Genomic DNA, 21,610 nt, shown 5'->3' with positions numbered 1-21,610 from the left:
TCGGGGAAGTACGCCGGGACAGACGGGGAGAGCCGTAGTGACCACCGTGGATTCGACGCGCGCCGGCGACGACGGCGGCGGCGCCGAGGGGCGGATATCCGTGCCCGGCCAGCGTCGGAGTGGCGCCGACGGCGTAACCGTCCTTGCCAACGGCACTGCCCTCGGGGGCGGCACCACGGACCGCGGCTCCAACTCCCGGAACTCCCGGCCACGCGCGCGTACGGGTGACCGCAGCGGTGGCCGCGGCCCGCTGCGCCGCCGTATCGCCGCGCACCCCGTCCTCGTCACCCTCGCCGTCGCCGCGGTGCTCCACGTCGTCTGGGTCGAGATCTTCGCGAACAGCGGCGGCGACCTGGCAGCCCAGGACGCGTGGGCGGAGTTCGTCGGCCGTCACCCCGACTCCGCCTACAACCTGGCCTGGTACGGCGGGATGCACCCGGTCTCGTACAGCGTCGTGTCGCCGTACCTCATGCACGTACTCGGCGTGCGCACCACCATGATGATCGCGGGCACCGTCTCCAGCGGCCTGCTCGCGCTCATCCTCGCCCACAACCCGGGAGTCAGGCGCCCGCTCCCGCCCGCCCTCGCGGGCGCCTTCGCGTTCACCTGCAACGCCATCTCGGGCCGGGTGACGTTCGGCCTCGGCACCATGTTCGCGCTCGGCGCCGTCGCGGCCGTCTTCACCTGGCCGCGCGACACCGCCTGGCGCACCCGCCCCCGGATGTACCTGCGTGCCTCCGCGGCCGCGCTGCTCGCCGGACTCGCGACCGCGGGGAGTCCCGTCGCGGGCCTCTTCCTGGGGATCCTGGCCGTGGCGCTGTTCCTGGACAAGCGCCGCCTGGCCGCCTACTCCCTCGGCGTCACGCCCGCCGTCGTCGTCGGCCTGTCCGCCTGGCTGTTCCCGTTCTCCGGCATGCAGCCGATGGACTTCGGCACGGTCGTGCTGCCGGTCGTGTTCGGCGTGGCCACGGTGCTGCTGGTGCCCCGGCAGTGGCGGACGGTACGGATCGCGGCCGCCGTCTACGCGCTCGGTGTGCTGCTCACCTGGATCATCGACTCCCAGATCGGCAGCAACGTCACCCGCCTCGCGCTCGTCTTCGCCGGGGTCGTATTCCTGGCCGCGCTGCCCTGGACGGCCCCCCGCTCGCACCGCTGGTACGCGCTCTGCCTCGCCTTCGCCGCCGTCACTGCGTGGCAGACCATCAAGACGGTCGACGACGTGGTCAACACCACCCCCGCCGCGTCCTGGGCGCGCGAACTCGCCCCGCTGGTCGACCGGCTGCAGCGGCTCGACGCCGACCGCGGGCGGGTCGAGGTGGTCCCGGTCCGCAGCCACCGCGAGGCCTCCGCCCTCGCCCCGTACGTCAACCTCGCCCGCGGCTGGAACCGGCAGGCCGACCGTGAGCGCAACCCGCTCTTCTACGAGGAGGGGATGCTCACCGCGGACAGCTACCACGCCTGGCTGAAGCGCTGGGCGGTCCGGTACGTGGTGCTGCCGGACGACGTGCCGGACACGGGGGGCAAGGGGGAGGCCGAGCTCGTCAAGTCGGTCCCGCCGTACCTGAAGGAGGTGTGGTCGGACGCCAATTGGAAGGTCTACCGGGTCTCGGACCCGACGCCGATGGCCGACCCTCCCGCCACGGTCAGGCGCGCCGACGCCGGCGAGCTGATCGTCACCGTGCGGTCCGCGGGACCGGTCCTCATCCGCATCCCGTACTCGCCCTGGCTCGGCCTCGTCGACAGCGAGGGCAAGGGCGTCGAACCGCCGGATCCGTACGCGACGGGCGACGGCTTCGTGAATCTCCACGGCTGTCTGACGAAGCAGGTCGTGGAGGTCGCGGAGGGCGAGCCCGAGGACGAGTGGACGGTGCTGCACGCCCCCCGGGCCGGTGCGTACCGGATCGCCGCGCCGTACCAGCTGCCGCGTGGGACACCCTGCCCGGACGTGGGCTGACACCCCGCCGGCACCCGCGCCCGGCACCCCACCGGACCACCATCGGGCCCCCCACCATCACCTCACCCGAACCCCCGCAGCCACGTTATCCACAGCCCTGGCCAACCTGCCCAAGAACCAACACACTTGGCTGTGCGTCATGAAAGGACAACGGATCGTGCACGCCGGCGAGGGCGGGGCCGAAGGACGGGGGCAGCGCAGCAGTGGACATCCGGATCAGTATCGAGGGCAGTGCGGACCGGGGGAGAGAGCTCACCGGCATCTCGGGGTGGCTCAAGGACGACGAATCCTTCACCGACCACTGGAAGTTCACGGCGGAACCGGCGCCCGGCAGAGCGGGCGCGTTCGAGGACCTGGTGGTCGCCCTGGCCGCGCATGTGGCCGTGTCGGCGCTCGAGGAGCCGGTGCGGGCGATGGTCACCGCCCTGATGGGCTGGCTGCGCAGCCGGGTGCGGCTGAGCAGGGGCAACCGGACGGTCGTGGTCGTACGGGTCCCGGGCCGGGCGCCCGTCCGCATCACCGAGCAGCACCTCACCGCGGACCACGTTCCCGAGCTCGTCGAGCGGGTCAGGGAGGCGCTGGAGGCCGGATCCACCGGCGGTGCGTGAGCTGTGACCTTCCATGTGCCGGCCCGGGCGGGGTCCCGGGCCATCCTCGTCGGCATCCCGGACGTGGCGGCGCCCGGCTTCGATGAGCTGGGGTACGTCGACCGCAATCTGGCGGATCTGCGGGATGCGCTGTCCCACCCGGAACGGGGAATTCTGGAGAAGGACGCGATCACGGTCCTCCCGCCGCCCGAGGGGGACGAGCCGCCGCCCGGCAGAAAGGAGTTGCTCGAAGCACTGCGGAGCGCGGGCCGGGAGGCCACCGACCTGCTGCTGGTCTATTTCGTGGGCCACGGCTACCGCGACCCGCTCAACAACCAGCTGTATCTGATGACGCGGAACGCGCACCTCGACGACCTCGTGGGCACCGCCGTCGCGTGGACCGATGTCCTGGAGAAGCTCGGCGGCATGTACTTCAAGCGGGCGGTCTTCATCCTCGACTGCTGCAACTCCGGGGTGGCCGCGGAGGGCGGCGGCGTCGGTACGAGCGGGCATTACATCCTGACCTCCGCCCTGCCGACGAAGACCCAGCCCCTGGACAGTGTGGAGAGCGGCCGGAGCCGCTTCACGCACGAGATCATCCGCGCCATGGAGTCCCTGCGGCCGGACTCCGGGCAGCTGACGATGCAGGGGCTGTACGACGGGCTCTACGACGTGATGTCCCGCTGGAACGAAGACGTGGACTTCGGCGACGGCTGGGGGCCGAAGGGCCGCAGCGGCGGGGACGGTCCCGGCATCGTGATCTCCTTTCCGGACCCCGTTCCGCCGCCGCCCCCACCGCCACCGCCGCCCCCACCTCCGCCGCCGCCCCAGCTCCCGCCCTGGCTTCAGGGGTTGCAGTGGCTGAAGGACCGCTGGAAGACCGTGCTGACCATCGCCGTCGCGCTGGCCCTGGCCGTGGTCACCGGGGTGTACCTGACAAGGGGACCCGGCGGCGGCACCGCGTCGGAATGCCCGCCGCCGCTGGAGCTGCGGTTGATGACCGGCACCGAGACGCGGGACGCCGCCCAGCGGGCCGTGACCGCGTATATGAAGGACGGCGCCGACCGCGAGCGGCTCGGCGGGGACGACCATGCGCCCGCGGACTGCCGCCGGGCCAACTTCACCGTCTACGACGCCGGAACGGGCGACACGGTCGACGCCTTCGGGGCGACTCCCGCCTGGGCGGGGCGTGTCGGCGACGAGTCCGGCCCCACCCCCATGAGTTCCTCCTCGGGGGACGGAGCCGACAGCCCTTGCATGGAGGCATCGGGCAGCGCCGGTGCCCAGCGGACGGCTGAGCAGGACGAGGCCGCGGCCGAGCTGTGCTTCGACCCGCTGCAGGACGTCGGGCCGCAGCCCGACCTCCTACTGCCCAGTTCGACCACCGAACTCGGCCGCATCCAGGCGCAGCTGAAGCGGACGCCCGGACCGGCCACGGTCGAGGACCTGGGGCCCGTGGGCTATTCGCCGCTGGTCCTCGCGGTCCCCGCCTCGCTGGAGGAGAAGCTCGAGGAGCAGGGCGTATCGCGCACCGGCAGCACCTGGGAGCAACTGCTGGAGGCCATGGACAAGGCCGCGCCCGGCATGCCGCTGCTGCGCCCCGACCCGGACACCTCCGGCACGGGCCTGCTGCACACGGTCGCCCTGTACGAGGCGCACGACGGCGTCCTCGCGGGCGGCGCGAAGAGCAAATCCGACGCCGTGGAGCAGAGGCTGCGGAAGAACCTGCCGGACACCGCACCCGCGGCCGACGCCGACGGGCTGCTCTGCGCGCTCTACAAGGGTGAGGTGAAGGACACGCGGCTGGGTGAGGCGGCAGCCCTCGTCTCGGAGAAGGCGGTCGCGGATTTCAACCTGGGCAAGCGGCGCGACTCCGCCTGCGACAACAGCAAGCCCGCGGACCGGAAGTCCCGGTTCCTCGCGTACTACCCGAAGGGGGTGCCCGCGCTCGACATGCCGCTGGCCGAGGTGCGCTGGGGCGGGGGCCGGGACCGTGAGCTGCGCGAGGCGGCGATCGAGCACTTCCGTGCCTGGCTGACGGGCGAAGAGGGCCGCAGGGTGTTCCTGGGCGATCTGGTCCGCGGCGCCGGTGCGGGCGGCAACAGCCCGCGCCTGCCGAGTGGTCAGGCCTCGGAGGACACCGAGGCCAGCGGGATCCTGAAGGACGTCCCCGTGGTGACCGATACGGCCGGCGGGTCCACCGCCGACGACGTGGTCGCCGACTACACCAGGACCCGCACGCCGGGCCAGGTGCTCTTCCTCGTGGACGTCTCCGGGTCGATGGCCGAGGGCGGCAAGCGGGCGCTGGCGGCGACCGCACTGCGCCGCTCGCTCCAGCGCCTCGGCTCGCAGGACTCGTACGGGATCTGGTCGTACCCGAAGTCGGCGACCGAGTCGGCCGAGGCCCGCGTGGTGATCGAGCCCGGCACGCCGGGCGACACCCGGGCCAAGGCGCTGACCTGGGCGGACGCCCTGCCCAAGCAGTCGATGGTCCCCAAGGGCGCCGCGGTCTACGAGGTCCTGACGCGCGCGATGCGCGAGATGCACGCGCAGGACCGGCCGCTGATCGTGCTGATCACGGATGGGGACAACCGGCCGCAAGGAGGCAGAGGCACGAACGAGCAGGCGGCGATGCGGGACGAGCAGCGGCGGGACCGCAGCGCCGACGTACTCGTCCTCTCCGTGGCGCCCGGTGGCTGCACCACGGCGATCAGCGAGTTCAAGAACCCGCCGCGCGCCGGCTGCTTCTCCGGCCGGCCGGACGAGGCGGCGGAGCGGCTCGCCGAGCAGGTGGCGAACGAGGTGCAGGGAGGCACGGGCGATGAGGGGCGGTAGGCGTGCGGTCGTCGGGGTGGCCGCCGTTGTGGCGTTGCTGTCCGCGGCGTGCACTTCGGGCGGGGACGCGGCGCCGGATCCGGGGCCGTCCCCCGGACAGGAGCGGGTCCTGAGGGTGGCGACGGCCTCCGATGTCTCACAGGGGCCGGTTCGGCAGGACCTGATCGAGGCGTGGGACGAGCAGGAGCCGGACGTCCGGGTCGAGATCGTCAAGCTGCCGAGCGCGGCGGACGACGCGCGCAGCCAGCTGGTCGCGGCCCTGCAGTCGGGCAGTGCGGACTACGACGTGGTGAACATCGACGTCGTCTACACCGCGGAGTTCGCGGCCGGCAAGCTCATCCGGCCGCTGGACGAGGGCCTGCTCGACGGCATGTGGGACCAGGTGAAGAAGACAGCGCAGTACGACGGCAGGACCTGGGCCGTCCCCTTCAACACGGACGCGGGCCTGCTCTACTACCGCAAGGACATCTGGAAGGACGAGAGACGGCGGCCTCCGGTCTCCTGGTCCGAGCTGGAATCCAGCGCGGCGGATGTGAAGGACTCCAGGCAGGTGAAGAAGACGTTCCCGTACGGCTACGCGACCCAGCTCGACGCGTACGAGGGGCTGACGGTCAACGCTCAGGAGGCGATCTGGGCCCGGGGCGGCGAACTCATCGACGGCGAGGGCACGGTGCGTGCGGGGACACCGGAGACAGAGAAAGGGCTGAACGACCTCGTGGACCGCTACGAGGAGATCATGCCGCCGCAGGCGAAGTGGGCCGACGAGCGCGACAGCCTGGAGATGTTCCGGGACGGGAAGGTCGCCTTCATGCGCAACTGGCCATACGTCTACAACGTGTTGTCGGCGGACGGCTCCAAGGTCGAGGGGAAGTTCGGTGTCGCGCCGCTGCCCGGAGTGGGTGTGCGCGAGAAGTCGGTGCTCGGCGGCCAGAACCTCGCGATAACGGAGCGCAGCGAGCACCCGGAGGACGCCCGTCGGCTCCTGGCCTATCTCGCGGGGCCTGCGCAGCAGCGCTGCCTGCTGGAGGCCGGATTCGCGCCGGTGCTGAGGGGGTCGTACGAGCCGGGCGGCGCCGACTGCTCGCTGCCCGGTGCCAAGTCGCCCGGTGCGGGCGGGGAGGACGGCCGGGAGGGCTCCGGCTCCCCTGAACGGGACGCGGACGGCCTTCCCGTCTATACAAGGCCGTTGAAGCGCGCGCTGTCCGATGCCAGTCCGCGGCCGGTGACTCCGTACTACGCGGCCTTCACCGAGCTGGTGCAGACGAAGGTCCACCAGATGCTCAACGACCGTGGAAACGACGACGGTTCGGTCGCGGCCGAGCTGGGCGACGAGCTGAAGGAGGTGGTGCGGGGCCGCTGATACGCACTGATCCGCCCGTCTCTGGATCTTCTGCGCCAGTCCTCCGATCTTCTGCCGCCACACCTCTACCCCTGGTCAGCACCCTCATGCATAGTGGTCCCGCCTCAAATCCATGAAACCTCAATTAGTACGGACCAGAGGGACCTTCGATGGCTTGTGCGCGGTGCGGCGGTCACGAGAAAACGCTGTCCGGGAGGCCGTGCGCATGCCGGTTCGTGTCGTCGCCCCAGGCGCCGGAGCCGGAGCCGTGGGTCATCCACGAGACACTGTACGGACGTTGGACGACGCTCTCCGGGCGCCGCAAGGCGCTCGTCGCCGCAGGTGCGCTCCTCGCGGTCTCCGGACTGGTCGGGGTGGGGGCCCTCCTCGTCTCCTCCCTCTCCTTCGGCACCCGGACCAACCAGGCGGAGGACACGGAGATACGGAACGCCCCGAAGCCGACCCTGATCCTGCCGACCGGCGGTTCCCCCGAGCCCGACCCGTCCACCACCGGCTCCGCGTCCCCGAGCCGCCCGCCGGAGCCCACGAGCCGTACGCGGACCCCCTCCGCCGAGCCGTCCAGGAAGCCCGCGGACCGGGACGGGGACGGGGACTCCGTCACGTACGCCGCCTGGGCCGGGCACGGCTGCGACTCCCCGGCCAAGGGCGGCTACCAGGAGATCGGCCGCTACTACGACGGCGTCGAGGGCTGGTACACCGTCGACTCCGGCGGCTACGACGAGGGGGCGTGCGACGGCTCCTTCGCCGCCGTGCCCATGTCGGGCAGCCGGACGGACGATCACGACAACCGGGCGCTGTGGTGGTGGTCGGTGGGCGGCGACTCCGACAAGTGCGCGGTCGGGGTGTACGTGCCCTGGAGCTCCGACGCCCGCGACGTGGGGGGCGACCCGACGACGTACGAGGTGCTCTCCGATCCGGACGACCGGGACTCGGCGTACGCGAGCTTCGAGATCGACCAGACCGCCAACCTCGGGCTGCTGGTCAACGCGGGCACGTACACGGTGAAGGACGGCCGGATCGCGGTGAAGATGCTCGACCGCGGCCAGGACTGGGACGCGTACGGGCCGACGTACGCCCACCACGCGGCGGGGCAGATGAAGGTCACCTGCCGGTGACCCGCTGCCCCGCTGACCCGCTGATCGCCCTGAGCCCTCACCTGGCCTGCCCTCACCCGGCCTGCCTCACCCGGCCTGCCCTTGCCCGACGACCGGGGCGGGGGAGGGCAGGCCGGGGCGAAGATCCACCGGACCTAGCCGTCCGCGTCGAGTGCCCCCTCCTCCCGGAACTGTTGTGCCTGCACCTCCGAGGGCGGGTACGGGTCGTAGTCCGACGGCCGCGGCGGCTCCGGGCCGTCAGAACCGACGCGGATCAGCTGCTGGACGCGCACCACGCGGAAGCGGCGCCCGAGCACCCTGATCTCGTTGCCCCGCCTGGCGTCGAGCCGGTCGGCCGCCTGGGCGAACTGCGCCTGCTCGACCTCGTCCAACCGCAGGATGCGCGGCCCCATTTCACGGAAGTAGAAGGCGAGGGTGTCGCGGGCGCTCTGCGGGGTCGGGCAGGACGCGGCCATCGGCTGCCACCGGCCGTCGACCTCCTCGGCGACGGCGAACTCGGTGGGCAGCAGGGCCCCTTTGGGGTGGGTCTCCAGCGCCCGGAGGGAGTCGGCCCGTACGGCGTGCGGGACATCGGCGGCCTTGTAGACCAGGGGCAGCAGCTCCAGCCTGAGCAGCCCGTCGGTCAGGCCGGTCGCGGTGGCGGGGTCGACGATGAACCCCTGCGCGCGCTGCGACGCCCCGTGGCTGTCGCCGCCGGGCCCCGTGTCGGGATCGGTGGGACGCGGCGGCTCGGGCCCGTCCGGGCCCATCCGGGTGAACTGATCCCCGCGGATCACCCGGAACCGCTGCCCGGCGACGGCCAGTTCGTTCGCGGCTTCCCAGTCCAGCCGCAGCGCCGCCGCCAAGAACTCGTCGCACACGGCGCCGTACCCCGTCTCCTCGGCCTCCTTGGCGAGCAGGCGGAAATGCGAGCCCAGCGAATCCCGCGCCATCTGCGGAAATCCGTCCCCGAGGCTCAGAATCCTCCACCGCCCCTCGATCTCCTCCGCGCAGCCGAACACCGGCCCGATGCCCGCCACTTCGGGGAAGGCCTCCACGGCTTCCGGGGCGTCGTGCCCGGTGACGGCCGACACGGGGTCGTCCCCCTTCGCCACTTTGATGACCAGATGCTCAGGTACGTGGGGTACTTGCTCAGCGTCATGAGTCATGCACTCAGTGTGCGCGCGGGTCGGTTCGTCCGCAGCACTTCCCGCAACCGGCCCGGCATGTCCGGGGGATTGGGCCCGTAGCGGGCGGCCGACGTGCTATGGCCGGAGTGTTCCCCCGGTCAGCGCTCCGGGACGGTCCCGCGCCCGCACGAACGGCGGACGCCCCGGACCACGCTCGGTCCGGGGCCGTCCGCCGCCGGTGTTCAGGTGCAGCTGTTCAGATGCAGGTGTTCCGGGCGTTCAGATACCGGTATTCAGGTGCCGGCGTCAGTGCGCGAGGGCCGGAGCCGTCGCGTCCGCGCCCGCGCCCGCGTCCCCGTCCTCGGACGAGCTCGCGACCGGCCCGCTGCCGCCCTGCCCCCGGGTGTTGATGAAGGTGAAGGCGATCACCGCGGACAGCACCAGGATGCCGACCGCCCACCAGATGGCGGTGGTGTAGCCGTGCACCATCGACTGCAGCTGCAGCGCCTTGAGGGATGCCGGGCCCGTGGCCCCCGCCGCGTGCGAGGTGGCGTACGCGGTGGTGGCGCTCGCCGCGATGGTGTTCAGCAGCGCCGTGCCGATCGCGCCGCCCACCTGCTGCGAGGTGTTGACCATCGCGGAGGCGACGCCCGCGTCGCGCGGCTCGACGCCGTACGTCGCCAGGCTCATCGCGGGCATGAACGCCGTACCCATGCCGAGGCCGAGCATCAGCTGCGCGGGCAGGATCAGCCCGGCGTACGAGGTGCCGACCTCCAGCTGGGTCAGCAGCAGCATGCCGGTCCCCGCGACCAGGAAGCCCGGCGCCATGAGAAAGCGCGGCGGGACGCGGTTCATCAGCCGGGCGCCGATCTGCGTGGAGCCGATGATCATTCCCGCGATCATCGGGAGGAAGGCGAAGCCCGTGGTGATGGGCGTGTACCCCTTCACGACCTGGAGGTAGTAGGTGAGGAAGAGGAACAGGCCGAACATCGCGATGATGGCCAGGCCCAGCGACGCGTAGACGCCGCCGCGGTTCCGCTCGGTCACCACGCGCAGCGGCAGCAGCGGGGCCCTGACCTTCGACTCGACCAGCGCGAAGCCGGCGAGCAGCACGGCGGACGCGACGAAGAGAGCGATGGTGACGCTGTCGCTCCAGCCGTCGGACTCGGCGCGCGTGAACCCGTACACCAGCGAGACCAGGCCCAGCGTGGCCAGGACCACGCCCGGGATGTCGAGCCGGGAAGGGTTGCGGCTGCCCTCGGGCTCGCGGATGACGAAGTACGCGCCGGCCGCGGCGATCAGGGCGAAGGGGATGTTGACGAAGAAGGTCCAGCGCCAGTCCATGTACTCGGTGAGCACGCCGCCGAGGATCAGGCCGACGGCGCCGCCGCCGCCCGCGATGGCGCCGTAGATGCCGAAGGCCTTGGCCCGCTCCTTCGCCTCGGTGAACATCACCGCGAGCAGCGAGAGCGCGGCCGGGGCCAGCAGGGCGCCGAAGACGCCCTGGAGGGCGCGGGAGCCGAGCAGCATGGCGGGGTTGGCCGCGGCACCGCCGAGCGCGGAGGCGGCCGCGAAGCCGAGCAGGCCGACGACGAACGTGCGCTTGCGTCCCCACAGATCGGCGATCCGGCCGCCGAAGAGCAGGAGGCCGCCGAAGGCGAGGGCGTACGCGGTGATGACCCACTGCCGGTTGCCGTCGGAGATGCCGAGATCCGTTTGGGCCGAGGGCAGGGCGATGTTCACGATGGTCGCGTCGAGGACGACCATCAGCTGGGCTATCGCGATGAAGACCAGCGCTCTCCAGCGTCTGGGATCGGGCTGCGGACGTTCGGGAGAGGTGGCTGAACGGGCGGAATCTGGCATGACGGTGCCTATCTAGCGATACGGAAGGGTCAAAACCGGGCTCAGAAGAAGTCGGTGGGGCGAGGTCTTGCCTCGGGGACCGAAGTGGGCTGTGGATGCGGGGCGTATGGCTCAGGGGCGAATGAGCTTACGGACGAATAGGCTTGAGGACGAATGAGTTTTACGGGGTGAATGGGTCTTACGGTGCGTATGAGCTTCGGGGCATACGGGCTCTACGGCCGGCTCCGGGCGACCGCCCTCACCGCCGCTGTCGAAGATCCTCCAACGTGGCTGCGGAGCCGGGGAGTTCGGAACGCGCCGGGGCCCGCAGCCCGTCCAGGAGCAGCTGCAGATGGCGGTGGACGAACTGGTCGAAGGCGACGCAGTCGTTGCCCGGCAGCGGCCTGGTCAGCTGGGTGATCGCCACCATCAGGTCACCGGCGTCGATGTCGGTGCGGAGCTGCCCGGCGGAGCGCGCCCGCTCCATCAGCGCGTCGATGATGCGCCCCAGGCGGTCGCGGGCCTCCAGGCGTTCGGAGTGGTTCTTGTCGTTGCCGCTCTGGGAGAGCAGCGGGCACAGCGCGCCGATCCGCTCGTCGGCCGCCGCGTGCGCGAAGCGCCGCAGCGCCTCGAAGGCGTCGGGCTCCTCGGCGAGGGCCGCCTCCGCCTGGGTGGCGATCCGGTCCATGACGTGGAGGCTGACGCGATGGATCAGTTCGCGGCGGTCCGCGAAGTGCCGGTAGAGCGTGGCGTTGCCGACGCCGGCGCGGCGCGCGACCTCGTCCAGCGGCACCTCTGCCCCGTACTCGACGAACATCTCGCGTGCGGCGGTGATGATCCGCTCGCGGTTGCGCAGGGCGTCCGCCCGCAGCCGGGGCTCCGGGTTCTTCAGGGTCGTGCTGACCACGGCGGCGCTCCTCTCCCCCTGTCTTCGGTGTTCTCGTGTCTCTGGTGTTCTCCGGGAACCGGGGAAAGCCTCCCCGGTTCGTTCGACACAGGCGTAAACGGGGAAGGGCTCCCCGGATATTTCCTCTCTGGAATGTGACCTGCATCACCTTCCGTGCGGGCTTCCCTGCGGGCGTCGTGGGGGCTTGCGTGCGGGCTTCCGTGCAGCCTTCGCGCGGGCGTCGTGTGGGCCCGTACGAGCCGCGCGCCAGTAACCCTCCCGGCCCGCCGACTAACGCTCCGCAGCCGAACTGCCCCCGAACAGCGCACAGACTCCCCCCGTCCGGCCGCATCCGGCGCGCGTCCGATCGGGCGGCCGCCGCACGGTGATCGCACCAGCGCAGCCGCGGAGAGGTACGGCTGCCAGGACGGAAGGCGGAAGCATGAAGCCCACCCGCCCCCGAATACGCGAGTCCCGCGCACGCGCATCACACAGCGGATCCCAGAGCGGGGCCCGGGACTCGCAGAGCAGGCCCCACATACGCTCCGCATACCTGGGCCACCTCGGCCACCTGGGTCATCCGGGTCACCCGGACCGTCAGGGCCGGCCGGGCCGGAGAATCCGCGGGCCCCGCCGCGGCACCGCGCTCCTCACCGTCGGGGCCCTCGCCCTCACGGCCCCCACCGCCGCCACGGCCACTGCCTCCCTCGGCGCCTCCGGACCCACCCCCGTCTCCCGTGCCCAGCCCGGCGCCCCCTGTTCCCCGCCCCCCGTCCCGGGCGTGCAGATGTCGGAAGGGCTCCCGACGCCGACCGGCCACGCCCCCAGCACCGGTACGCTCCGGGCCCTCAATCTCATGGTCGACTTCCCCGACGCGGTGGGCGAGGGCAGCGCGGAGGCGCGGCTCGGCGAGTTCTTCCCGAAGACCTCCGACTGGTACGCGACCAGCTCGTACGGCGCCCTCGCGTACGAGGCGCAGGCCCCGGTCCAGGAGTGGCTGCGGATGCCCCGGTCCTTCAGCGCGTACGGCATCGACCGCGGAGTCGGCTACGAGCCGGGCTACCGGCAGCTCGTACGGGACATCGCGGCCGCCGCCGACGGCCGGGTCGACTTCGCCGCGTACGACCTGATCAACGTCCTCGTCACACCCAACGCCGGGCCCTCGGCCCTGGACAGCGTTCTGTCCGTGACCTTCGCCGGGCTCCGGGACGCACCGAAGGCGGACGGCGTCCCGCTCAGCCACATGTCGTTCGTCTACAGCCGTCAGGACGACGGCTCGTCGGCCGCCCCCGAGAACGCGTACCGGGTGCTCCCGCACGAGAACGCCCACGCGCTCGGCCTCCCCGACCTCTACACCGCGCAGGGCGGCGCGAAGGCCGGGCACTGGGACCTCATGTCCGAGGACTGGGGCGCCAACAACGACTTCCTGGCCTGGCACAAGCGCAAGCTGGGCTGGCTCGGCGCCGAACAGGTCGCCTGTGCCGACGGCAGTGGCACGACCGAGCACACGCTGAGCCCGCTGGCCCGGCCGGACGGCACGAAGCTCCTGTACGTACCGGTCTCGGACCGCACCGGCTACGGCATCGAGGCCCGTACCCAGGAGGGCAACGACGCCGCCGTCTGCCGCCCCGGCGTCCTCGTCTACTGGCTGGACACGGGGATCAGCAGCGGCGAGGGCCCGGTCACGGTACGCGACAGCCGCCCCCGCAGCGGCGGCTGCGCCCACCGGCCGAATGTGAACGCCGAGCTGACGGACGCGGCGTACGGGGTGGGCCAGAAGCTGTCGGACAGGAGGACCGGCGTCACGATCGAGATCACGGACCGGGACCCGGCGGGCAACTACCGGGTGAAGGTCACCCGGCCGTGACGGCGGCTGGGGCTACGCGTCCCGGCGAGGGGGCAGGCGCCGCGACGAGCGGCGTCTCGCGTCGCGGCGACGTGGGTCTCCAACGGGTCTCCGTGGGTCTCCGTGGGTCTCCGTCGCGACGGTCGGAGACCCACGCCCGCGTTCGAGACGGCATCAGAAGCGGTCGGGCGCTCCCGGGACGCGCGGCGGGGTCGTCCCCGGCCGCCGATCGCCCGCGTCGCGGTTCCGGTCGCTCGTCGCCCGGCAGGTCACGTCCCCGGCCGGAAGCTCACCGGTGCTCAGATAGGCGTTGACCGCGCGGTTCGCGCACGCCCGGGGGTCCTCGGAGTAGACACCGTGTCCCTCGCCGCCTGCGACGTACACCATGCGCGAGCCCTTCAGGGCACGGTGCATGCCGCGGCCGCTGGACAGGGGCGTCTGCGAATCCCACTGATTCTGGACGGTGAGCACGCCCACGGTGTTGTCCACGGTCGTGACCGACTCGGCGGCCTTGTTCCAGAACGCGCAGGGCATGATGTTGGAGGCGAAGTCGCCGAACAGCGGGTACCTGGCCTTCTCCCGGATCGCGTCGCGCCGGTACTGCTCGGGGTCGCGCGGCCAAGCCGAGGTGTCGCCGCACACGACAGAGAAGAAGGCGGCGAGGCTGTTGTCCTCCGGCACCTCGTCGTCCGGACCGGCCGGGGCGGACGAGTTGCGGTCGCCCGTCCTGCCGTCGGCGGCTTTCTTCAGGTCGGCGACCACCTCGGCCGCGCTCCGGGGACTGAAGAAAACGCCTCGCATGGCGCGGATGTCGTCGCCGGTGTGCTTCTCGCCCTCGTACTCGATGGGCTCGCGGTCGGCCAGGGCGACCAGGTCCCAGAAGGTCTTCCTGACCTCTGCGGGGGTGTCGCCGAGCCGGTAGACGCTGTCGCGCCGGGCGGTCCACTCGGTCCACCGAGTGAACGCCGGCTCGGCCCCTGAGGCCCACACCTGGACCATGCCGCGCCAGACCCTGCCGGGATCGACTGCGCTGTCCAGAACAAAGCGGTCGGCACGGTCGGGGAACATCTGCGTGTAGACGGCGCCCAGGTACGTCCCGTAGGACGTGCCCAGATAGGAGATCTTCTTCTCACCTAGCACGCTGCGGATCACGTTCATGTCGCGGACGGTGTTTCGGGTGGTGATGTGCTGAAGCCTGTCACCGGCCCTGGCGCGGCACTCCTTGGCAACGCTGCGTGCCCACGCGACGTTTCGGCCGAACGTATCGGGCTGGTACGGCCGTAGCCAGTTCTGTTCCTCGGTGGACAGACCGCAGGTGATCGGGCTGCTCCGGCCGACGCCACGCGGATCGAATCCGATGAGATCGTACTGATCGCGGACGGCCTTGGGCAGCATGCTCTTCTTCACCAACGGCTGGGAGAGCCCTTCGCCACCGGGGCCGCCGGGATTGAACAGCATCACGCCGTGCCGCTTGCCGGCGACACTCGTCCTGATGCGGGAGACAGCCAGGTTGATCTTCTTGCCGGCGGGGCGCCGGTAGTCGAGCGGGACCTTGATCGTTGCGCACTGGTACTCGGCGGGCGATGAGCTGTCGCAGCGGTGCCAGGCGGGCTTTTGCTGGTGATATCGCTCCAGCGGGTCGGCAGCAGCGGCCCGCGCCGGAGCGAGCCCAGGGACCAGCGTCGCAATGACCCCCGCCGCGAGCAGGGGCGCTATGCGTCGTATCCGCACGATAGCCGTTCCTTCCGATCTGGGTTCGGTACGGAACGACCCTTTCGTTTCAGGGGATTTGGTCGAATCCCTCTCGGGGGCAGGGTTTTGTGCGACTCGCGGTGTAGGAGGGGTAGGACAAGTGGGGGAGATCCCTGAGAACGTGGTAGCCCTGCGTACGTACGGGGGCCCTGGGCCGCACGGGACTGATGGCCCTTCAGCAGCGCCAGCCCCAGCCCTCGGGCGGCGGCGCGGCGGGGCGCTGGGCGCGCGCCGCCTGCCCATAGCGCGGCAGAGGCGTGCGCGGAGACACTTCCGGCCCGGCGGTGGTGATCGTGACCATCGACTGACCGCGCTCACTGACGCGCTCGGCCCGCTCACCCACCGTGGCCGGCTCACCGCTCGGACGCAGATCCGCTAACCTGTCGGACGAGCGCCTCGCACAGCAAGGTCCTGCAGAGTGCCTGCATGCCTTGCGAGCACCGCTCGCACAAGCCCCGCCTCCGTAGCTCAGGGGATAGAGCACCGCTCTCCTAAAGCGGGTGTCGCAGGTTCGAATCCTGCCGGGGGCACAGAGAAACACCAGGTCAGGGGCCCTTCCGTCCAGCGGACGGGAGGGCCTCTGCGCTTGCAGCACACATATGGCACACATGCCGTGCGCGCAGAGGGTGGGGAGCTGTCGCAGGATGCCCGTCAAGGACGAACTGGCCCGGCGCCGGTACGAGAACCTGGTCGACCGGCTTGAGTCGATGATGCGGGCCGCCCTCAAGCCGCAGTACGAGGGGTATTACGGGCAGCTGATCTTGAGCGGCGACGACCTTGCGGAGATGGGCGAGCTTAAGGACGTCCGGCGTGCCGCTCGGGAGGCGGCCCGTCGCCTGGGGTGGAAGCCGACCACCCACCTCGTCGGTGGTCGGCTCTTCGTGCTCGACGAGCGGGAGGTGCCCGAGGAGATCGAGCTGCGTGCTGCGGCTTCAGCCGCCGCGGCCATGGACCGCGCATGGCGAGACGGCCGCTGAGCACGCGGCTGACCTAATTCAAGGAAAGCCCGAGGGGCCGCCCCACTTCGACACGGTGGGGCGGCCCCTCGGGTACGGCTACCTGGCACGGATAAGGCACACATCACGCCGCACCCTCATCCAGCGTGGCCACCGCCTCGGCAGCCATACGCGCCTTCCTCTCCGCCTTCTCCAGCTTGGCCTTCGCCTTGGCCAGTTGCTTGGCGCGGCGCTTGTGCATCTTCTTCGAGACCTCGTCGAGCCTGTCGGGGAAGAGGTGACCGTACGTGTCCAGCGTCAGCGTCGCCGACTTATGGCCCAGCATGGTCTGGACGACGTTGACGTCCGCGCCGCTGGCGATGGCCAGCGAGGCCGCCGTGTGGCGCAGTTTGTGCGGAGTGACCTTGAGGTGGCCCAGTCCTGCCTTGACGACCGCCGGTGCGAAGAACCGCTGGCGGAAGTTGCGTCCCGCAGCGGTCCGCCCTGCGGGGCGGTGAAGAGCAGCTCACCTTCGCCCCGCCCTTCGACGTGAGGCTTCAGCTCCTCGGCCAGGAATCGCGGGATCGGTACGGATCTGCGCTCGTGGTTCTTGGGGGTGTCGAGGTACAGCTTGCCGTTGTCCTCAACGTACGCCTCGACGATGTGCGCCCGGCACGCGTCCAGGTCGACCCGCCCCACCTTGAGCGCGGACGCCTCGCCCCACCGCAGACCGGTGTAGGCCAGCAGCAGGATGAACACCCCGTAGGCGCCGGCCGCGTTGGCCAGCGCCTCGACCTGCATGTCGTCGAGGTAAACGTGGTCAGCTGGTACCGCTTTCGGTAGGGGCACACCGACGGCCGGATTAACTGCCAGGCGACGGGACTTGACCGCGTAACCGAGGACCTGGCTGAGGATGACGTACGCCTTACGGACCGAACGGCGGGCTCAGCTTCCTGCCGCCCGTCGCCTCGCCGGACAGCGTGTCCGCGAGCCACTCGGCCACCTCCTCGAAGTGGATGCGGTCCAAGGACGTTGTGCCCCACTTGGGGATCACGTGTACGTCGAGAACGCCTCGATAGCGGTTGCGAGTTGAGCGCTTGAGATGGATCTGCGCGGCCAGCCAGGACTCCGCCACCTCGGCAAACTTCACGCGTGCGGCAGCCGGATCACGGTAGGAGCCGTCGTTGAGGCGGGACTCCATCCTCGTCCGCTCCACCTCGGCGTCGACCTTTCGGGTAAAGGTCTTCATCTTCGGCTTGCCGTCGGGGCCGTACCAGCGCATGCGGTAGCGCCCGGGAGGCGTGCGACCCACCTGCTTGGCCCGAGCCACGGCCTCGGCGTACGCCTTGTGCCCGTTGCGGTCCTCTATCCAGACCCGCGCCAATCAGCACCCCCTCCGGTCGACTGCCGCTTCCAGCGGGAGCGGCAGGAGCAAGGTCATGGGCGTGACGCCGAGTGCGGCGGCGATTGCGACGAGGTCGTCGATGTCGCAGCGGCGGCGGGCGCGTTCGGTGCGGCTGAGGGCGGTGTTGGTCATGGGGCGCCCCAGGGCCGTGCAGCGGACGGCCAGCTGGTGCTGTGTCAGGCCGCGCGCGAGGCGTCTGTGCTCGATGGCGCGGGCGGTTTGGAGGCCGGCGGGGCCAATTTCGACAGGTCGAGTTGCCATGACAGGTAGCTGTAACTCGAAACCAAGCGCCTTGGCAAGGGATAGCTCTAAAACTCTCCACAAGCCGCCTAGGCCGGGTGGCGTTCGTCTCAGGAATTCACGATGTGGGCCTGGCAATTTCGGGGCGGCACTGTGCTAACTTCCCTCGGCGCATACGAGGTGGGCGATTTGAGGCAGCATCGGTTCGAGTGCCCGCCGGGCGGCGGCGTAGCCCTTGGCGATCGTTGACATGACCCCCGAGCTGCAGTGATGCCCACCACTGCCCCCGAGATCGTTTTTGCGGAACGTGACGGCCGGGTTCTGAGGTATACATCTCTCCCCCGGCTGCCCCGGGACTTCCGCAAGGAAAGACCGGGGCCGACGAGCAATTTCGGCAACCGGGGATCCACCCTTACCGTAATGGCGCAACCAGCCACTTCCAGAAGGAGTACAGAGTTTGAGAATTACCGCTGGACTTCTTCGCACGAGCTGTGGCTGTGTTGTCCATGCCCGCTGTCCGAAAACGAAAAGGAGCCCTGTGCCGAGCCTTTCTCCCAGCCGCACCCGCGCCACTGCTACCGCCCAGGTCGCCGGGCGTGGCCCGCTGGCCACCCCGCAGGAGGTCGCCGCCTACCTCGGGGTGCCGGTGAAGACCCTCTACCAGTGGAAGTACCGGGGCATTGGCCCCAACGTGCACAAGGTCGGCCGCCACCTGCGCTACCGCTGGCCCGAGGTGGACGCCTGGCTGACCGCCCAAGCCACGTACGAACTCGCGGTCTGAAGCCCACCCGGGGACAGCGAAGCGGCTCTCGGCGAGTCACCGCCGAGAGCCACGAGAGTCCCTGCCCCATCGCCCTTGCTCAAACGATCGATCCGGTGCGGCCGGACCTAGCCCGTCCGGCCCACCAGGGAGGAACGCCTGTGGACGAATCTACGTCCTCCACCAACCCCGCGGGTGCCGCGCTGCTGGACGAACTGCGCGAAGCGACGGCCAGGTACGTGATCCTGCCCAGCGGGGAGGCACTGACCGCCGTCACGCTGTGGGTGGCGGCCACGCACCTGCAGCCCGCGCTGCAGCACGCCCCACGCCTGGCGGTGGTCGGGCCTGCGAAGCGGTGCGGCAAGTCCCGCCTGCTGGATGTGATCACGGAGACCGTGCACGATCCGCTGATCACGGTGAACACCAGCCCGGCGGTGGTCTTCCGTGCCATCGGCGAGGATCCGCCCACCTTGTTGGTGGACGAAGCCGACACGATCTTCGGCAGCGTCAAGGCGGCGGAGAAGAACGAGGAACTGCGCGGCCTGCTCAACGCCGGGCACCAGCGCAACCGGCCCGCGCTGCGGATCTCCGGGCCCGAGCACAAGCCGCAGGCGTTCCCGACCTTCGCCATGGCGGCGCTGGCCGGGATCGGGGACCTGCCGGACACGATCATGGACCGGGCGGTCGTGATCCGCATGCAGCGCCGCAAGGAAGGGGAGAGGGTGGAGCAGTTCCGCTCCCGTCGCGACATCCCCTCCCTGCACGCTGTGCGCGACCGGCTGACCGCCTGGCTGCGTCCGCTCGTGGACACGGCCGCCGAGTTGGTGCCGGTGATGCCGGTCAAGGACGGGGCGGCGGACACCTGGGAGCCGCTGGTGATCGTCGCCGAACTGGCCGGCGGTTCCTGGCCGGAGCAGGCCCGCGCCGCGTGTGTGGCGATGTGCGCGGCGGAGGTGGGGCAGGACGACGAGGGGAACCTGAAAACCCGCCTGCTGCAGGACATCCGGTGCGTGTTCGCCCGCCGGGAGGACCCCGACATCCTGCGGACCTGCGATCTGCTGCAGGAACTCAACGACGACCGCGAGGCGCCGTGGGCGGAGTACGGCACCAACGGCCTGACCCCGCGCCACCTGGGGCTACTGCTGAAGGACTTCGGCATCAAGTCCGCCACCCACCGCTTCGAGGGCGGACGGCAGGCCAAGGGCTTCGCCCGCGCCCGCTTCACCGACGCCTGGGCCCGCTACTGCCCCGACGAGCCAGGGCCCGAGAGCGGCGACGGAAGCACCCCGCAGGATTCGGGCCTGGTTCGGTAGCGACTCGTCACACTCGTCGCCGCGCAGGTCAGCCCGGCGACGAGTGCCATGGCCGCGACGAGTCCTCTCGTATCACGCCGACCTCTCGTACCTGCTCTGACCTGGCGCGCGATGAGTGTGACGAGTCCCCACCTCCCCTGCTGGCTGCCTGAGCGCGCGGCTGGCCAAGGTCCTTCACTCCCATCCGGAGAGCTGTTTGTCCACCATCCCAATACCTGCGATACATACCCGGCTCCTCGCGGCCCGCGACGGCACCGCTGACGGACAGGCCATCGTCCTTGCGCTGGCTGCGGTCGTGCTCAGCACCTTGGCCCTTCTGATCTGGTTGCTGGTCCGGCGGCGCACCCGCCGCAGCGACGTCGAGCGCCGGGCGGGCACGCCCGCAGTTTGGGTTGCGTCCCTGGCTGCGGTCGGCTGCACCGCCTACAGCGCGGACACCAGCTGGCGGTTCGCCGCCGACTACCTGGACATGGGCAGCACCGTGGAGCGCGCCGCGATGTTCGCCGCCGCCGAGTTCGCCCTGTTCGCCACCGCCCTGCTGGCCCGTCAGAACCTCAACGGCCCTCGGCAGGCTCCTGGCCTGCCCGGCATCCTGACCTGGCTGATCACCGCCGTGCAGATCCTCCCTGCGTACGCCGAATCCGGACCGGTCGGTGGCACGGTACGGGCCTTCGTCGGCCCGGTCATGGCCGCGATGCTCTGGCACCAAGCCATGGGCATCGAACTGCGGCTGCGTACCCCGGAGGCCGCCTCCCGCAGCCTCATCGCCCGGGTCGGTCGGGAGATCCGCGAACGAGCGCTCTCTCGCCTCGGGATCGCTGAACGCGACCGGGATGCTGCCCAGATCACCCGCGACCGCGCCACCCGTCAAGCTGTCGCCATCGCTGCCCGCCACGCGGAACGGTCACCGCAGCAGCGCGGCGGTTGGCAAGCCCGGCGCAACGCGAGGCGCCTGTCCAAGGCCATCGCGCGCGCTCAGGTGGGCACCGACCTGCGACAGCGCCAGGAGTTGCTGCACCAGCTCGCCGCCCGCCGCCACGCCGAGGCGCTGGCCACCATCGACCTCCCCTCGCCTTGGACCGAGCCTGTCCTCGACTTCGCTGCCTCGTCGCTCGCCGACCGCCCGCACGAGAGCTGCCCGACAGCGAGTGGGGGTGCGCAAGATGGCGAGCACGCCCAGGAACACCCCGCCCCGGACCCTCCAACCGCCGGCACCAGCCGTAGCAGCGGACCGGTCACCGGCTTGGTTCAGCAACGAGCCGCGACGACGCTTCGGCGCACCGGCCGCCCGCCGGATGCCTCCCACGAGGAACTGCTGGCCATCGGCCGCATCGTAGTGGCCCAGACCGGGACGGTATCCCGCAAGGCCGTCCTGGAAGAGATCCGGAACCACGGCCTGAAGGTCGGCAACGACCGCCTCAAGCAGGTCATCGACGCCCTGGAAGCCGAGTTCGGGATTGAACGCGAGCCAGGCCACAGCGGCAGCTAACCAGCCAGGAACAGCGCCCTTCCGGTGGTACCGGAAGTACTTCCGGTACCACCGCCCCCCCACGCACGCCACTACCGACGACCGCGACAGCGCACACCCCAATCTCATAGGCGCAACCTCACCGGGTCGGTCACAAGCGACGGCGCGCCACCGCGCACACATCCGATCCGGCGTGCTCGGCC

Annotated in this window: 17 protein-coding genes, 1 tRNA gene and 2 pseudogenes; 11 read left to right on the top strand and 9 right to left on the bottom strand. The window is 70.8% G+C overall.

The annotated features are described in order from the left end of the window. Nucleotides 1-37: 37 nt before the first annotated feature. From ACTWQC_RS04875 to ACTWQC_RS04855, 5 genes are all read left to right on the top strand, one after another. The gene (locus ACTWQC_RS04875; protein ID WP_443314262.1) at nucleotides 38-1,954 is read left to right on the top strand and encodes an MFS transporter; all 1,917 of its coding nucleotides are present in this window, start codon (nucleotides 38-40) and stop codon (nucleotides 1,952-1,954) included. Between the two features lie 203 nt (nucleotides 1,955-2,157). Further along, on the top strand, nucleotides 2,158-2,562 hold the full coding sequence (locus ACTWQC_RS04870) for an effector-associated constant component EACC1 (protein ID WP_443314261.1): 405 nt from the start codon (nucleotides 2,158-2,160) through the stop codon (nucleotides 2,560-2,562). Between the two features lie 3 nt (nucleotides 2,563-2,565). Next, on the top strand, nucleotides 2,566-5,376 hold the full coding sequence (locus ACTWQC_RS04865) for a hypothetical protein (RefSeq protein WP_443314260.1): 2,811 nt from the start codon (nucleotides 2,566-2,568) through the stop codon (nucleotides 5,374-5,376). Next, a complete protein-coding gene (locus ACTWQC_RS04860) occupies nucleotides 5,363-6,736 on the top strand; it encodes an extracellular solute-binding protein (protein ID WP_443314259.1) in 1,374 nt (457 codons plus the stop codon). Before ACTWQC_RS04865 ends, ACTWQC_RS04860 begins: the two co-directional genes overlap by 14 nt. Nucleotides 6,737-6,951: 215 nt before the next feature. Then, a complete protein-coding gene (locus ACTWQC_RS04855; protein WP_443314258.1) occupies nucleotides 6,952-7,851 on the top strand; it encodes an adhesin in 900 nt (299 codons plus the stop codon). Between the two features lie 134 nt (nucleotides 7,852-7,985). Here the strand turns inward: ACTWQC_RS04855 and ACTWQC_RS04850 are convergent, their stop codons facing one another. The 3 genes from ACTWQC_RS04850 to ACTWQC_RS04840 form a co-directional block, all read right to left on the bottom strand. Beyond that, nucleotides 7,986-8,999 (bottom strand): DUF5954 family protein, encoded by a 1,014-nt coding sequence (locus ACTWQC_RS04850; protein WP_443314257.1) that lies wholly within the window; start codon nucleotides 8,997-8,999, stop codon nucleotides 7,986-7,988. Between the two features lie 267 nt (nucleotides 9,000-9,266). Next, the gene (locus ACTWQC_RS04845; RefSeq protein WP_443314256.1) at nucleotides 9,267-10,823 is read right to left on the bottom strand and encodes an MFS transporter; all 1,557 of its coding nucleotides are present in this window, start codon (nucleotides 10,821-10,823) and stop codon (nucleotides 9,267-9,269) included. 238 nt (nucleotides 10,824-11,061) lie between these two features. Continuing rightward, entirely contained in the window at nucleotides 11,062-11,709 is a 648-nt protein-coding gene (locus ACTWQC_RS04840; protein ID WP_443314255.1) for a TetR/AcrR family transcriptional regulator, read from the bottom strand. Nucleotides 11,710-12,475: 766 nt separating this feature from the next. Between ACTWQC_RS04840 and ACTWQC_RS04835 the strand changes: the two genes are divergently transcribed. After that, entirely contained in the window at nucleotides 12,476-13,555 is a 1,080-nt protein-coding gene (locus tag ACTWQC_RS04835) for a M6 family metalloprotease domain-containing protein (protein ID WP_443314254.1), read from the top strand. Nucleotides 13,556-13,708: 153 nt separating this feature from the next. Here the strand turns inward: ACTWQC_RS04835 and ACTWQC_RS04830 are convergent, their stop codons facing one another. Beyond that, nucleotides 13,709-15,265 (bottom strand): alpha/beta hydrolase, encoded by a 1,557-nt coding sequence (locus ACTWQC_RS04830; RefSeq protein WP_443314253.1) that lies wholly within the window; start codon nucleotides 15,263-15,265, stop codon nucleotides 13,709-13,711. Nucleotides 15,266-15,743: 478 nt separating this feature from the next. On the opposite strand from ACTWQC_RS04830, the gene ACTWQC_RS04825 reads away from it, so the two are divergent. Together ACTWQC_RS04825 and ACTWQC_RS04820 are read left to right on the top strand one after the other, a co-directional pair. Then, nucleotides 15,744-15,816, top strand: a tRNA-Arg gene (locus tag ACTWQC_RS04825). Between the two features lie 114 nt (nucleotides 15,817-15,930). Continuing rightward, nucleotides 15,931-16,263, top strand: coding sequence for a hypothetical protein (locus ACTWQC_RS04820; RefSeq protein ID WP_443314252.1), 333 nt, complete (start codon nucleotides 15,931-15,933; stop codon nucleotides 16,261-16,263). Nucleotides 16,264-16,366: 103 nt separating this feature from the next. Here the strand turns inward: ACTWQC_RS04820 and ACTWQC_RS04815 are convergent, their stop codons facing one another. The 5 genes and pseudogenes from ACTWQC_RS04815 to ACTWQC_RS04795 form a co-directional block, all read right to left on the bottom strand. Beyond that, entirely contained in the window at nucleotides 16,367-16,567 is a 201-nt protein-coding gene (locus ACTWQC_RS04815; protein WP_443314251.1) for a hypothetical protein, read from the bottom strand. 6 nt (nucleotides 16,568-16,573) lie between these two features. Continuing rightward, nucleotides 16,574-16,660 (bottom strand): annotated as a pseudogene (locus tag ACTWQC_RS04810) (tyrosine-type recombinase/integrase); the annotation flags it as partial. A gap of 104 nt (nucleotides 16,661-16,764) precedes the next feature. Next, nucleotides 16,765-17,022 (bottom strand): annotated as a pseudogene (locus ACTWQC_RS04805) (site-specific integrase); the annotation flags it as partial. 124 nt (nucleotides 17,023-17,146) lie between these two features. Then, complete coding sequence (locus ACTWQC_RS04800) at nucleotides 17,147-17,605, bottom strand: hypothetical protein (protein ID WP_443314250.1); 459 nt, start codon at nucleotides 17,603-17,605, stop codon at nucleotides 17,147-17,149. After that, nucleotides 17,606-17,887, bottom strand: a complete 282-nt coding sequence (locus tag ACTWQC_RS04795; protein ID WP_443314249.1) for a helix-turn-helix domain-containing protein — start codon at nucleotides 17,885-17,887, stop codon at nucleotides 17,606-17,608. Between the two features lie 517 nt (nucleotides 17,888-18,404). Here ACTWQC_RS04795 and ACTWQC_RS04790 point away from each other — a divergent pair. The 3 genes from ACTWQC_RS04790 (at nucleotide 18,405) to ACTWQC_RS04780 (ending at nucleotide 21,428) form a co-directional block, all read left to right on the top strand. Then, nucleotides 18,405-18,647, top strand: a complete 243-nt coding sequence (locus ACTWQC_RS04790; RefSeq protein ID WP_443314248.1) for a helix-turn-helix transcriptional regulator — start codon at nucleotides 18,405-18,407, stop codon at nucleotides 18,645-18,647. Nucleotides 18,648-18,787: 140 nt separating this feature from the next. After that, complete coding sequence (locus ACTWQC_RS04785) at nucleotides 18,788-19,939, top strand: DUF3631 domain-containing protein (protein WP_443314247.1); 1,152 nt, start codon at nucleotides 18,788-18,790, stop codon at nucleotides 19,937-19,939. A gap of 196 nt (nucleotides 19,940-20,135) precedes the next feature. Then, a complete protein-coding gene (locus ACTWQC_RS04780; RefSeq protein WP_443314246.1) occupies nucleotides 20,136-21,428 on the top strand; it encodes a hypothetical protein in 1,293 nt (430 codons plus the stop codon). The last annotated feature ends 182 nt before the right edge of the window (nucleotides 21,429-21,610 follow it).

It is taken from the genome of Streptomyces sp. 8N616, from assembly GCF_052246385.1.
In the GTDB taxonomy this organism is placed as follows: domain Bacteria; phylum Actinomycetota; class Actinomycetes; order Streptomycetales; family Streptomycetaceae; genus Streptomyces.
This window is presented reverse-complemented; position numbering and strand designations above follow the sequence as displayed.

Bases quoted from the DNA above. Each gene is read 5' to 3' on its own strand.
- ACTWQC_RS04850 (WP_443314257.1), bottom strand. From the start codon at position 8,999: ATGACTCATGACGCTGAGCAAGTACCCCACGTACCTGAGCATCTGGTC.
- ACTWQC_RS04820 (WP_443314252.1), top strand. From the start codon at position 15,931: ATGCCCGTCAAGGACGAACTGGCCCGGCGCCGGTACGAGAACCTGGTC.
- ACTWQC_RS04860 (WP_443314259.1), top strand. From the start codon at position 5,363: ATGAGGGGCGGTAGGCGTGCGGTCGTCGGGGTGGCCGCCGTTGTGGCG.
- ACTWQC_RS04795 (WP_443314249.1), bottom strand. From the start codon at position 17,887: ATGGCAACTCGACCTGTCGAAATTGGCCCCGCCGGCCTCCAAACCGCC.
- ACTWQC_RS04815 (WP_443314251.1), bottom strand. From the start codon at position 16,567: ATGCTGGGCCATAAGTCGGCGACGCTGACGCTGGACACGTACGGTCAC.
- ACTWQC_RS04835 (WP_443314254.1), top strand. From the start codon at position 12,476: ATGTCGGAAGGGCTCCCGACGCCGACCGGCCACGCCCCCAGCACCGGT.
- ACTWQC_RS04845 (WP_443314256.1), bottom strand. From the start codon at position 10,823: ATGCCAGATTCCGCCCGTTCAGCCACCTCTCCCGAACGTCCGCAGCCC.